At 34.0% G+C, this 13274-nt stretch carries 14 protein-coding genes, 1 pseudogene and 1 riboswitch; of the genes and pseudogenes, 5 read left to right on the top strand and 10 right to left on the bottom strand.

Annotation, left to right across the window (positions count from 1 at the left end; genetic code table 11):
- The first annotated feature begins 90 nt into the window (after window positions 1-90).
- Window positions 91-1260: a ThiF family adenylyltransferase gene (locus AABL52_RS10000; protein ID WP_341519284.1), complete on the top strand. Its 1170-nt coding sequence runs from the start codon at window positions 91-93 to the stop codon at window positions 1258-1260.
- A gap of 15 nt (window positions 1261-1275) precedes the next feature.
- Window positions 1276-2502 (top strand): PqqD family protein, encoded by a 1227-nt coding sequence (locus AABL52_RS09995; protein ID WP_341519283.1) that lies wholly within the window; start codon window positions 1276-1278, stop codon window positions 2500-2502.
- Between the two features lie 188 nt (window positions 2503-2690).
- Here AABL52_RS09995 and AABL52_RS09990 read toward each other — a convergent pair whose 3' ends face one another.
- The 5 genes from AABL52_RS09990 to AABL52_RS09970 form a co-directional block, all read right to left on the bottom strand.
- Window positions 2691-3590 carry a VOC family protein gene (locus AABL52_RS09990; RefSeq protein ID WP_341519282.1) on the bottom strand — a complete coding sequence of 300 codons (900 nt, stop codon included), beginning with the start codon at window positions 3588-3590 and terminating at the stop codon, window positions 2691-2693.
- A 75-nt stretch (window positions 3591-3665) separates the two neighbouring features.
- A complete protein-coding gene (locus tag AABL52_RS09985; RefSeq protein ID WP_000749781.1) occupies window positions 3666-4457 on the bottom strand; it encodes an amino acid ABC transporter substrate-binding protein in 792 nt (263 codons plus the stop codon).
- An 11-nt stretch (window positions 4458-4468) separates the two neighbouring features.
- A complete protein-coding gene (locus AABL52_RS09980; RefSeq protein ID WP_000570170.1) occupies window positions 4469-5230 on the bottom strand; it encodes an amino acid ABC transporter ATP-binding protein in 762 nt (253 codons plus the stop codon).
- Between the two features lie 19 nt (window positions 5231-5249).
- Complete coding sequence (locus tag AABL52_RS09975) at window positions 5250-5918, bottom strand: amino acid ABC transporter permease (protein ID WP_000667171.1); 669 nt, start codon at window positions 5916-5918, stop codon at window positions 5250-5252.
- Between the two features lie 69 nt (window positions 5919-5987).
- Window positions 5988-6094: riboswitch (SAM riboswitch) on the bottom strand.
- Window positions 6095-6321: 227 nt separating this feature from the next.
- Complete coding sequence (locus AABL52_RS09970; RefSeq protein WP_097842969.1) at window positions 6322-7233, bottom strand: VanW family protein; 912 nt, start codon at window positions 7231-7233, stop codon at window positions 6322-6324.
- A 363-nt stretch (window positions 7234-7596) separates the two neighbouring features.
- On the opposite strand from AABL52_RS09970, the gene AABL52_RS09965 reads away from it, so the two are divergent.
- Window positions 7597-7938, top strand: coding sequence for a hypothetical protein (locus AABL52_RS09965; RefSeq protein ID WP_002018889.1), 342 nt, complete (start codon window positions 7597-7599; stop codon window positions 7936-7938).
- 115 nt (window positions 7939-8053) lie between these two features.
- Window positions 8054-9145, top strand: coding sequence for a DUF3900 domain-containing protein (locus AABL52_RS09960; RefSeq protein ID WP_000345048.1), 1092 nt, complete (start codon window positions 8054-8056; stop codon window positions 9143-9145).
- Between the two features lie 199 nt (window positions 9146-9344).
- On the opposite strand, the gene AABL52_RS09955 is transcribed toward AABL52_RS09960, so the two are convergent.
- On the bottom strand, window positions 9345-9692 hold the full coding sequence (locus AABL52_RS09955) for a hypothetical protein (protein ID WP_341519281.1): 348 nt from the start codon (window positions 9690-9692) through the stop codon (window positions 9345-9347).
- 263 nt (window positions 9693-9955) lie between these two features.
- Between AABL52_RS09955 and AABL52_RS27120 the strand changes: the two are divergent.
- Window positions 9956-10078, top strand: a pseudogene (locus tag AABL52_RS27120) (hypothetical protein); the annotation flags it as partial.
- A gap of 292 nt (window positions 10079-10370) precedes the next feature.
- Here AABL52_RS27120 and AABL52_RS09945 read toward each other — a convergent pair.
- From AABL52_RS09945 to AABL52_RS09930, 4 genes are all read right to left on the bottom strand, one after another.
- Window positions 10371-11216 (bottom strand): exonuclease, encoded by an 846-nt coding sequence (locus tag AABL52_RS09945; RefSeq protein ID WP_341519280.1) that lies wholly within the window; start codon window positions 11214-11216, stop codon window positions 10371-10373.
- Window positions 11217-11405: 189 nt separating this feature from the next.
- Window positions 11406-11606 carry a cold shock-like protein CspB gene (cspB, locus tag AABL52_RS09940; RefSeq protein WP_001179148.1) on the bottom strand — a complete coding sequence of 67 codons (201 nt, stop codon included), beginning with the start codon at window positions 11604-11606 and terminating at the stop codon, window positions 11406-11408.
- A gap of 215 nt (window positions 11607-11821) precedes the next feature.
- Window positions 11822-12721 (bottom strand): WD40/YVTN/BNR-like repeat-containing protein, encoded by a 900-nt coding sequence (locus tag AABL52_RS09935; protein ID WP_340420634.1) that lies wholly within the window; start codon window positions 12719-12721, stop codon window positions 11822-11824.
- 16 nt (window positions 12722-12737) lie between these two features.
- Window positions 12738-13181, bottom strand: coding sequence for a flavodoxin (locus AABL52_RS09930; RefSeq protein WP_001062768.1), 444 nt, complete (start codon window positions 13179-13181; stop codon window positions 12738-12740).
- Window positions 13182-13274 lie beyond the last annotated feature (93 nt).

The raw sequence follows: 13274 nt of genomic DNA, 5'->3' as shown, positions 1-13274 counted from the left end.
ACCTTGCTGATTAACTTAATACCAAAACACAAGAATTGTCTTTACAGACAATTCTTGTGTTTTAATAACTACTAGAAAGAAGTGATTTATATGATTTTTTTGCCAAAGTATAAAGAGATACACCCTTGTTATGAATTTGATTCTGGAACGATTAGATTAGGAGATTCCTTCGGTACCGCCGTTGAAATTGATGACACAAATAAATCTATCCGAACTTTAATAAAACTTATGGATGGTACTAAAACAATTAATGAAATATACGAAGAAATAATAAAAACCTATCCTAAAATACAGCTTGCTGAAGTTATTGAAGCAATAGAGGAGTTAAATAATTTAGGATTTCTAATTAATAATTCACTAGAAATAAATTCTGAACTTTCACACGAACAGCGAGAGCGATACAAAGCTAACCTTAACTATTATTCTTTATTCTGTGATATACATACTAGCCCGAGCGCTATTCAAAAAAAGTTGAATGAAACTCAAGTAACAATAATTGGGATGGGTGGCTTTGGAAATCATATACTAGTAAACTTAGCTGGGATGGGCATTCATAATATTCGCTTTATAGATTTCGATACGGTTGAACTTAGTAATCTCAATCGACAATTTTTATTTCATGAAAATTGTATCGGAAAATTAAAAATACATGAAGCTCAAAGTTTTATAAAGCATTTTAATAGTAATATAAAAACAGAAGCAATCAATAAAGAAATAAAATCTCAAGAAGATGTGGAAAGAATAATTTCAAATAGTGATATTGTAATACTTGCGGCTGATCAACCTCAAATGAAAATTCAACGTTGGGTAAATACAGTATGCTTAGAAAAAAACATTCCGTTTATTAGTGGCGGAGTAGATTTAACATATGGAATGTTTTATACAATTATACCAAACGAAACGGGTTGCTTAGATTGCTTACACTTGCACCGTATGGAACTTGCTGAAGACTATCTTCTATTTATACAAAGCATACTAGAAAATGAAAAAAAATCTCCCACTGCTACAGTTTTCTCAAACCCTCAAATTATTACCGCTATGATGTGCACTGAATTAATGAAGCTTATAACAAAAATAGGAGACCTAGAATCCAATGGTCGATTGATCAATATAGATTTTCATACGTTCGAAAAATCTATACCTTTCGAATGGACTAAAAATGACAATTGCTTAACTTGTAATCACCAAGCGCAAACAAACCCTATGTTTAATGCACTACAAAATACTTTTGAAAACTATCATAAAATTCACTCAAAATAACAGGAGGTTTTCTCTTTGCAACTAACACCTTCTTCCCAACTAAAAATGCATAATCTTAAACATAGAATTGAAAATGACTCTGAAACTCTTATTGGTCGCACTGATATAAGTGACTTTATAATTTTACCAAATATCGGAATAGAAATTATCAACCTTTTAGACAAGGGTTATACCATCCAAGAGGTTCAGGATATAATTTATAAAGATACAGGCGAACATATAGATATAATAGATTTCGCTCAAGACCTCATTCATGAATATAAATTTGTTTATACAGTAAATGGAGTTATTATTAATAAAATTATACATAAAGCAGATCATTTTTCGTGGATTCCAGAGAAAACGGGAGATATTCTATTCAACCGCTTCGCTTATATTTTATATTTTTCCGTCTTTTTTTCTGGTCTAATTCTTACTATTACTCATACAGAATTTTTCCCTAAACCATATGATTTTTTCATTGTAAATTCACATGTTATGTCTTTAGGGATTATTACCTTCTCTATTTGGATACTTATTTTTTTTCATGAGCTCGCACACCTTATATCTGCACGTTCTTTAAAAATAGGAAGTCGCATTGGATTAAGCCATCGTTTAGTCTTTATGGTTGCTGAAACAGATATGTCTAATATTGTATTAATCCCACCGCAAAAAAGATTTCGGGCTTATTTAGCTGGAATGGCTTGGGATGGAGCACTATTAGGAATTGGCATTTGGGTGCAATTTCTAAATCAACTTGATATTATTCCTATTCATGCAACAATTATTTCATTTATTAAAATGCTCAACATATCTCTTTTGATTTCTTTAGTTTTTCAATTCATGTTCTTTATGAAAACTGATATTTATTATGTTTTCGTTACAATTTTTAAATGTAACAATTTACTAGAAAATACAAATTTATATTTAAGGTCCTTCTTTAAAAAGCAAAAAAATATTGAAAATGATAATGAACTAGAAAATATTAGCCCTCATGAGCGAAATGTTATTAAATGGTATAGCGTATTTTATATAATTGGTATTTGTTGGGCTCTATACTTCTTCTTTTTTATTACTTTACCCCTTTCTATACAATTTATAAAAAATATCTCTTACCAATTAAACAATACCCCTATTTTATCATGGCAATTTATAGACGGTATTATCATGATTATTATTACACTAATACCAATTCTATTCGTTATCATTTCATGGTTTGTAGGTTATTTACGTAATAATAAAATAAAGCAAATTTCTCAATAATAACTAATTTTTTATATCCTTCTCTATCTTTACGCTAAAAATATATAAAGTGCTCTTTAACCCAAGAAAGTAGTATGTAATTTCATACTACTTTCTTGGGTATTTATTCTTCAATCACATTATGTTACCTATCTTTAAAATTTTTACGTTTCACGGGAAATAAATCATAACATTTTAGTTCTAATCTATTAAATTATAAAACCTACTGTAATACCACTAGGATCTACTACTGTAAATCCGTTTGTACTTTCGTTTACTTTATGTTGTTTTTCTATTAATCTTTCTTTCACTTCATCTAACGCTTCTTTATACGGTAATACAATTGTATACACTTTAAGTCCAGTTGCATGTGCTGGTGGATGTGGATTATGTACTCCGTTCCACGTATTTGCACCTATATGGTGATGATACCCTCCTGCAGAAATGAATAAGCAGTCGTCTTCGCGTTGTTGCACTTCAAACCCTACTGTCTCTACATAAAACTCATGTGACTTCTCTACATCAGCTATTCGTAAATGTACGTGCCCAACGACAGTATCAGTAGGTAATCCATCAGCCTCATAATCAACGAGTGTTGCCAGTTCTTTTAAATCTAGCGGCGTACTTCCTCCTGGTCCTTCTCCCCATTGATCACGCGGACGGTCTGCATAAATTTCAATACCATTCCCCTCTAAATCTTGTAAATAAAACGCTTCGCTATACGTATGATCACTTGCACTATTAAACCTTGAAATTGGTAAAATTTCATTAGAATATGTATAACGCCCTTCTTGTTCAGCTGGACTATCAATTACATTCTTATTACGAATCACCCCAAATAATGCCGATGCAAATGCTTCACGAGTCGGAACTAAAAAGGCTACATGATATATGCCAGTCGTACGCGGCTCTTGCAGAATCCCGTCCTCTAACTTTTCAAGAACAAGTAACGTGCTCTTTCCACCTTTTCCTGATAAATATGCTTTATTCGCCTCCTGTTTAATTACTTCTAAGCCTACTACATTCTCATAAAAAGCAATTTGGCGCTCTAAATCTTGCACTTTAAATTCAACATGACCAATACGTGTTTTCGGATGAATTTGTACCATGAATAACTCCCTCTCTAGTTCCCTTTATTTTTTTATATTAATTGATAGGTGATAGCCCCATTCAACGAATACACCTTAATTTTGTTTTTTCGTAGCATCAACTTTTAGCCATTTTTTCGATATCTCACTTAATGTGCCATCTTGCTCTAACTCTTTTAACGCTTTATTTATATTTTCCAACTTTTCGCTCTTTTTAGCAAATGGAAATGCAATCTCTCCCCATTCAAGTGGACCAAATCCGACTTTAACATTATCTAGTTTTGCTTTTGTAATTGTCGTTTCTACTTGAACTTTATCATTATAATAAGCATCGACACGTCCAAGTCCTACTTCATTCAATTCGGCTGTCGGATCTTCTGAGAATGTCTTAATTGTAAAAGCATTATTTTTATTTAGTGCTTTTAACTCCTGCTCTCCTGCTGTACCAAGTCCAACACCTACAGTCTTACCTTTTAGATCTTCTAACGATTTGATTGTATGGTTATCCTTCTTCACCGCAAAAACAGAGCCTGAGTACACGTATGGAATTGAAAAATCATATTTCTTTTTCCTTTCCGGAGAGACTGATAGTTCATTTGCAATTGTATCAATACGACCTGAATCTAATAAACCGAATAACCCCTCAAAATCAGAAACATTCCATTCTACTTTATACCCAGCTTTTTTAGCAGCCGCTTCAATAATTTCAGCATCAAAACCTTTTACGTTCTCGCCTTCTTTAAATATAAATGGACTACGCCCTGCAGAAGTCCCAACTTTCACTACTTTTTCATCTGTCTTTTTACTTGCTGTATCCGAACCACAAGCAGACAAAACTCCAACTGATACTGTTAATGCTAGTGTTAATAATAATGATGATTTTTTCATAGCTCTTCCTCCTAAATAACGAAATGATTGCCTTCTTCAGAAGCATTTAATTGCCGTAAAAACTTTTTCGTACGTTCATTTTGCGGGTTTCGGAAAATCTCTTTCGGCGTCCCCTGCTCTATAATAATTCCATCAGCCATAAAAATAACGCGATCTGCCACGTCTTTTGCAAAATTCATTTCATGTGTAACAACAACCATCGTTATATGCTGTCTTGCCAAGTCTTTAATAACTTGCAATACCTCATTCACCAATTCTGGGTCAAGTGCAGAAGTCGGTTCATCAAACAATAAAACCGCGGGATTTAAAGCCATTGCCCTAGCAATCCCTATCCTTTGCTGTTGCCCTCCCGATAACATTGTTGGATAAAAACTTTCTTTATCAGCTAAGCCTACTTGTTTTAATATTTCTCTCGCTATTCTCTTTGCCTCTTCTTCACTTTTTTTCTGTACAACCGTTAATGCTGTTGTAATATTTTGTAATGCTGTTTTATTTTTAAATAAATTATAGTTTTGAAAAACCATAGCCGTTTTTTGACGTAATTGTATTATTTCTTTTTTATAAAGTTTTTTCGCATGAATCTCTAAATCTTCAATTCTAATACTTCCATCCTCTGGTTGTTCTAATAAATTTAAACATCTTAATAATGTCGATTTACCTGAACCAGAAGGTCCAATAATGACTACCACTTCTCCTTTATTTACAGTAAGTGAGATTCCTTTTAATACTTCATTACTTTTGTAAGATTTATACAAATCACTTATCTCAATCACACATATCACCTCATTCCTGTTACAAATACGGTGCATCAAGTTTCTTTTCTAACTTTTTCTGTCCCCAACTAATTACGATTGTAATAATCCAATATACTATTGCTACCGCTAAATAACTTTCCATATAACGATACGATTGTGCCGCTAGCATTTTCGCTTGCGCTAAAATTTCAGCCACCCCAAGAGCAAAAGATAACGAAGATTCTTTTAACAATCCGACAAAATTATTTCCAAGTGACGGTACCGCTACACGAATAGCTTGCGGGAAAATAATTTGTCGCATCGCTTGCGCCTTTGTCATTCCAACTGATAAACAAGCATCCATTTGCCCCGATTCCACAGCATTTAATGAACCTCGAATAATTTCTGATAAATAAGCAGCATTATTTAAACTTAGGCCAATTAAAGTTGCTTGCATAGCTGTAAGCACTGTAAATGTCGGAAAGATTTGTGGTAATCCGAAATACAACACAAACAATTGAACTAATAGCGGCGTTCCTCTAAAGAAAGAAATATACACCCTTACAATAGGATATAAAAATTTTGTTTTGTTCTTCGTTACAATCGCCAAGCCAATCCCTATAACAAAAGAAATAATCATTGAAACTAAAGTAATCCCTAAAGTTATGTATACATACTTAAATAATTGCGGAAAACTTTCTAAAAAATACGTTACATCAAACTTCACTCTATCCCCCCTCTCTAAACAAAAAACTCTTCTTACATATATAAGAAGAGTTGAATGTTAATCCATTTCCCCTCATCTTCCAAACGCATTATACGTTTGCTGGAATTAGCACAGTACTTTTGTAGCCTGTTGCTGAGATTTCATCGGGCCAGTCCCTCCATCTCTCTTGATAAGAAAACTAATAAATATTTCCATTTATTTAGTTGTTAATATGAAGAATACAGTTAATTATATATAATGTCAATAGGAAAACTAAGAATTAAATTCAATACTTTTTCGAATAGCTTATTCCTCACATTCAGCCAGTCTTAAGGAATATAATTTACACTGGATAAATTGCACAAAAAAAGCCATTATTTCTATTAAGAATAGAAATAATGGCTTTTTTATAGATTAATTATTCTTATCTCATTTTATGTACTTCAGCAACTAACTTTCCGCCCTGAATGCCCATATAAAGTTTCACAGGTGCATCATTCGTGTTTTCAAACACTAAGTCTAAGTATGGATATGCAATTGTAGCGTCTCTTCCTTGTGGAACGTATCCTACCGTTTTAGAATGCGTTGTTCTCTCTACCATCTTCAAACCAGCTTGATCTGCTGCATTGTATAAAGTTGATGATGTTTGACAAACACCACCGCCGTAGCCATCTACTAATTTACCATCTACAATTTCTTTTCCTAATTGGTATCCTTTATCTGGCGTTGTATCACCTATTAATGCATTGAAAGAGAAACGGTCTCCTTTCGCTAATACAACTCCATTTATGCTCGCTGCTGACAAACGAATATTCTCAATACGGCCACCTGCTGAGCCACCTAAATTCGTTTCGTATCTACCAATTACCGTGCCACTTCCTTGCGCATCACTTAATGTTGCAGTAGGCTTTTTCTCAACAATAGGTAATTGATATGAAGAATCCCACATACCAACGTTTAATAATTTATCTACTAATTCTTTTTCCATTAACTCATAAGCAGGTTTTCCTTCTTGCCAACTTCCATCAGGTGCTACGCGTGAAGGAACCATCTTTTTGTCAACGCTTTTCCCAACCTCGCTAGCAACCTTCGTTACCGATTTTTTAAATTTCGCTTCGTCTTCAAAATAGCCTAGACTCGATAAATCTAGCTTTTTCACTTCCGTACCTGTGCGACCATCTACTAAACTAATAGAATCCTGTACTTCTGCTTTAGCCTCTACCGTGTGGCCACCAATATCACTTACTAATGCAACATCACTGACTTTTGTACCACAGCCACTCACTACAGCTACACATAACACCCCAACTAATATACCCTTTACTTTACGGAACAATAGACTCTCCCCTTTTTCCCAATATTACTTTTATGTATTATTTCATTTTTATGTATGTTTTGTTACAATCATTTTACAATATATTTATAAAATGTTACAAGTTATTTTTTACTCTATATAAATTACTCTTTTCTTTTCCAAATGTCTATACATATTTACATAAAAGTTTGAGTTTGATAGAATTGTAACCTTTACGTAACCTCTCCCCATTATCCAGTATATACCATAAAACGAACAGAATACAAATGTAAAAACTCCATATTCTTATTTATAAAGAAACATCCTGTGAACATAAATAGGTATTTGCCGTGCCACACTCCGCTTTTACACATACATTATGGTGAATTAACCTATTTTAAAGAAATGGAGGATGTTTTTATGTACCCCTACAATCCATACGATCCATATAACCAAAATGTTTATCAACCTCAATATGATTTACAAGCACAATACCAACAATATATAGATCCAACAGATCAAGTTAATCCATATGATCAAACTCGACAATTCCAACTTCCAATCTCTTTTCCTGGTGCTGGAAACCGTCAACTAGAAAGACGAGTAAATGAGCTTGAGCAAAGAGTACGTCAATTAGAAAACACGGTTGAGCGTCATACACGTAGATTAAACCGCTTAAACCAACGTTTACGTACAATAGAAAATAGACTAAACATTCCATTTTCAGCATTAGAAGACGGATTTTAATTTCGAAAATAAAAAATATATAAAGGAAGGGGCCCCCCTTCCTTATATAAATTGACGAAAGTTTTTTCCATCTCTATACTGATAAGAGTTAATGAAATGAAACAAGGTGATAAATATGGATTTCGAAATAAATTATCTTTCCTTTTATGTTGTACAAGTAGAAGGAAAAGGTGAAGCTGTTGATAAACGCTACAAACATTTTCAAACATTAGACGCTGAAGAGTATGAAGATAGCTCCTTAAAAGAATTTTTGAATGGTGAATTATTAAAAATTTCAAAGCGAAAAGTAGAACGTCATGCGAAAACAGAACAAGCTCCGACAAAGATCGGTCGCTTCATTGTAGAAGAAGGGCACGAACTTGATTCAAACCCTCATTACAACCTATTTAATCGCATTCGCTTCGCAGAAACTAAGGAAAACTTCAAAGATATGAGCGAACCACTCGTTTATACATATCTTGACACAAGTGCTGTACGCGGTGGTGTATTTTTAATTGCGCAAGCAAAACTGCGCAAATACTTTGATGATCCATTCGTTTTCGTTATGAAATGTGACTTCGAACCGAAAGTTGCTTCAATTTCAGATGAATCTACACTAATCCGTAACGTTGAAATGGCCATCACAACAAAAAACATGAAATCTATCCAATATCCGTACATGCCTGAAGAAGGTATGGTCGAAGTGGGCGAATTAAAAATTCACCAAGCATCACACGCCCGTTACTTTGAAGACTTCTTAAAATTCGTCGAGTACGAACGCTCTATGCCTGAAATTATGAAAACACAAGTAATGGACATGGTATACGACCAAATTGAAGATGTATTTGAAGAAGGTACGGAAGAACGCGAACAATTCGACCAAGCAATGGAAGTATGGGCTGCCAGTCCGAAACGCGAAATTATGGAACAATTTTCAACTGAAGAAGTAATGGAAGCTACCGCTCAAATCGTCGAGCACGCTCCTGAAGTGGAATTAAAGCTAAAAGCAGACCATATCTCTGTAAAGGCCCTGCTTGCTGATTTCGGGGATCAAATACATATCGCAAAGGTAAATGACCGATACGTATTAATGATTGAAGCTGATACACTTACGTTTGAGAAAGGCTTCTCTCCAATTGAATTTCTGAAGCCAGATGAATTGCAAGATGTGATTGAGCGGATTGAGAATAAGCAGCAGTATTCTTATGATCCGAACGGAGTTGAATAAATCCTTCCATGTAATTATTTTTACTGAGCGCTGTTAATAAGCGCTCTTTTATTTGGAATATAGTTGACAGTTATATAAAAAAATATGTTTATTTTTAATCCAAGATGACATTTGTCACAGGATCCAGTAGATTCGTTTCTTGTTGTACAATTGTATTTCCATTAGAGTAGTCACTATGTATATTGGTAAAATGAAAATTTCACTTCACTACCTCAAATTTATTATACTCGTAAAAAGATAATAGAAAACGATATTCTGGATGCTCTCTCACCCAATCGTAAGCTTCTTCTAAAATATCCATTTTGTTTTGTAAGTCATTCAGTTCACTACATTCGTCCCTTTTCTGTTTGCACAGAGGGCAGAATCCATTCACTATTTCGGCACTCGTCGCCCTAATAGTTTTGCTTTCTAAGTCAACTACTAGACGAAGAAGAAGAGAATGCTCTTCTTTTGTAGTCACGGTCATTTCAGCAATCCCATCCTCATTCCAAAAGACGCCATTTAATTCCATCTGTACGTTGACGTCTTTGATATCCAAATCTATCACTATCACACCTCCCTTGTATAAAGCTCTTATCTTATTCTTCAATTTTAATCGGTCATACACCATGATTTAAAGATATATTAAGCATTTTCCAAGTCTTCTAAATTAAGTTACCTTTCCTTTCATTTATACATATACTACTACAGATTAAACTTACTTTAATAGAATGGAGGATATATATGGGGTGTTACAATTCATCAGAAAGAAGAATATATGAACTTGAACAAAAAATAAATAAGTTAAACTTTCAAGTGAATAACTTAAATGAAAGAGTTCACCAATTAGAAAATACAGTTGAGCGACACACCCGCCGACTGAACCGTTTAAACCAACGTTTACGTACTGTAGAAAACAGATTAAATATTCCGTTTTCACAAAATGAATATTAACTCGTTAATTCGAACAATGTAAACAATGCTATTCCTATTATATTTCAAACTGGAAATTCACATTATCTCTCCCTAAATAATGAATCCTCTGCGTAACCTTCTCTTCTTTTTTGTTCTATTTCTCACACTACTCTCAATTATCTTTCTCAGAAAACAAATAATATGTACATTCGTACTAACAAAAATAAAATATTCCATTACTAATACGAGACAAGCCGGAAATTTTCCAACTAAACCTCAGCGACTTAATCCTGGAGTTTAGTTGTACATATGAATAAAATAGATTATAGCACTAACTTTCTTCTACTACTTTCTCCATCTCAGCCAAATGCTTAATCTGCCTTTCCGCCTTTCTAACCGCCGCAGGAAAATGCTTTTTCAATAGTTCTATTGTAGATTCGCTTATATAGTATCTTTCCGTTATATTTTCCCACGTGTCACTACTTTCAAATGCACTCCAAACGAAAGGACGCTCTGTATTTTTTCTCATTTCTTTAAATACCCATTTTCGCATCTTTTTTTTCGCTTTTTCTGTTAGTTTTCCGTTCTCTACAAGTTCAAGTTCACCATGTCTTTTGTACCGTTTATGAATATCTCTCTCGCTATATACTTTAAGAAGTATATTCGCTGTATTTTCAGCATCTGCTAAAGCTCGGTGCTGCTTTCCTTCCCAAGTTAAACCGAGTTGTTCTACTGCAAATTGTAAACTTGGTGTATGCTCAAATAGTTCTTCATACGCTTGGAAAACAAACTTCTGCAAATCAAATTTGCTCTCTTTTTCCATACATGGGCATTCTACACCATGTAGCGTACAATCATGAGATAGAAAACGATAATCTTCTCTTCCCCATGAAACAAACATAGAGCCTTCTCCGATAAACTGAATAAATTTCTCTATAATTTGAGGGAATTTCTCCACACCAATTAAATCTTTCTTTGTGATTCCCGTTAATTTTGTCGTATGCCGAGTGAGTCGTGCACTCGGCTTTACTAACTCCGAAAATTCTCCAATTACCTTCATTGTACTTGCCTCTATTTTTACAGCACCGATATCAACTATCTCCGATGGATCTTCTGATTTATACGGCCTGAAATTTCTCTCTATATCGAAAACAATAAAATGTGTAGCGTTTTCCAATTTATTTACCTCTTTCTAAATTCCTTTTCACACACATACTCTATTTTCAGTATTTATTTATTCATTCACTTTATGCATGAAATACTTCGTCTAAAAAACGAAAATTTAATCTCATTATTATATGTACATAGGAGGTTATTCAATAAAAATGCAAAAAAAAAGAAGGGCAAGCCCTTCTTTTTTCCATAATTACTTCTTGTTAACGTTTGTAGCTTGAGGTCCACGGTTACCTTGTTCTACTTCGAAAGTAACTTCTTGACCTTCTTCTAAAGTTTTGAAGCCGTCGCCTTGGATAGCTGAGAAATGAACGAATACGTCTTCTCCGCCTTCAACTTCGATGAAACCGAAACCTTTTTCTGAGTTAAACCATTTTACTTTACCGTTTTGCATGAAAAAAATCCTCCTACAATGTACCTATATGTACATATTCATTTTCAACCACTTTACAATAATACTTCAGACATTAAAAAACTGCAACCCCTGAGGAGATTTAACATTGCTATCCTCCTCGGAAGTTACAGCTCATTTAAATCTCTATATTATTAAAAGTAAAATGGTTTAGATATAATATATCATATCACTATAATAAAAGCAAAGTTTTTTTGTTATATAATTTTTTTCTTCCACTGCATCGCTTTTGATTCACCCGATCCAGCTACAACATAGCCCTCTTTTTGGTTAACAATGCGCCAGCCATGCCCTTTAACTGAGTCACATACTGTAACAAGTCCTTCTTCTAGAAGTACACGACAAACCGTACTAATCCCCGCCTTATTTTGCGTTGACGTTGTATATAGCACATGTTGATCTACACTTAAGGCTAAATAGCTACTTGCTTTCTGCTCACTTTGACATGTGTGCCAATATGTTTTTTCACTCTCAATACTTTCATCTATTTTACAAAAAGAAATATTCCCGCTAATCCCCTTGCACGATCCACTGGCTGCTACTATATAAGAATTGTGTAAAGTCAACGCTGAGATCATCTGATTCATCACGATTTTAATCCTCTTTAATTTACGTGTCTCTAAATTAAAGAGCCAAACACCACCATATTTAGCATGTATTTTCGTACCGATAAATAAGTAATGTTTATATAAAAATAACGATCGAATAGATGGTGCCTCGCCACCATACTCAAGAAATGGATGAATGGTTTCCCATGTCGAACCAAAATCATTCGAATGATACAATGTTTTATCTCCATGAGCAATGACAGTTCCTTGTACATTACTACACACATTCCAACTCGTTGCTTTTGTTGGAAAACGCTGCACCGTCCAGTTTCCTCCACCATTCATACTTCGAATAAAAATCCCTTCGTCCCCTACACCATACACTACATTATCTTCGCTATGTAAATCCCTAATTCGTTTTTGAAAACCATTTAAAATTTGTTTCCATTCTCCGTCTTGTTCAATAAACAAGCCATTATATGTAGTAGCTAACATAAGTTTTCCATCTCTTAATTTTGTAATAGCGGTCGCACTTAACATCTTCTCCACGTTGACACTCCCATTCTTAGAACTTCTCAGCAAATGCAATTGCAAAATTACTGCATTTTTCAACATCCTCTTCATCTTCTGGAGCTAATTCAATTTTCAACCCTTCTTGTACAAGCTCTGCACCACGTTCTACAAGTTTCTCTTCAAATATCGTTACCGCTTCACAAAACAGTTCATACGCCGTATCTCCTGATCCGAATACCGCTACTTTTTTCCCTGATAAATCTATATTATCTAAGTCATCATGGAAATCTTCCGCTTCAAATGGTAGTTCACCATCGCCCCACGTATAAGATCCTAAAATGATTCCATCATAGACTAATAATTCTTCAGCATCCATGCCTTCCATTTCTTGTAATACTACTTCATGATCAAAAGCATCTAAACTAACTTTAATTAAATCAGCAATACTCTCTGTATTTCCTGACATACTTGCATAAGCTATTAAAATTTTCGCCACTTCGGCATCCCCCTCTTACAATAAGTGATTCTCATTCTCATTATATTAATAATGAGAATCAATTTCAATTATATTTTTTATTATTTCCGTTTC

Source organism: Bacillus paramobilis (assembly GCF_038096195.1).
Taxonomy (GTDB): domain Bacteria; phylum Bacillota; class Bacilli; order Bacillales; family Bacillaceae_G; genus Bacillus_A; species Bacillus_A mobilis.
Note: the sequence above shows the minus strand (reverse complement) of the source record. Positions and strands in the feature narration are given on the sequence as shown.

Coding starts and splice junctions, on each gene's coding strand:
- AABL52_RS10000 (WP_341519284.1), top strand. CDS start 91: ATGATTTTTTTGCCAAAGTATAAAGAGATACACCCTTGTTATGAATTT.
- AABL52_RS09985 (WP_000749781.1), bottom strand. CDS start 4,457: ATGAAAAAATCATCATTATTATTAACACTAGCATTAACAGTATCAGTT.
- AABL52_RS09965 (WP_002018889.1), top strand. CDS start 7,597: ATGGAGGATGTTTTTATGTACCCCTACAATCCATACGATCCATATAAC.
- cspB (WP_001179148.1), bottom strand. CDS start 11,606: ATGCAAAACGGTAAAGTAAAATGGTTTAACTCAGAAAAAGGTTTCGGT.
- AABL52_RS09960 (WP_000345048.1), top strand. CDS start 8,054: ATGGATTTCGAAATAAATTATCTTTCCTTTTATGTTGTACAAGTAGAA.
- AABL52_RS09990 (WP_341519282.1), bottom strand. CDS start 3,590: ATGGTACAAATTCATCCGAAAACACGTATTGGTCATGTTGAATTTAAA.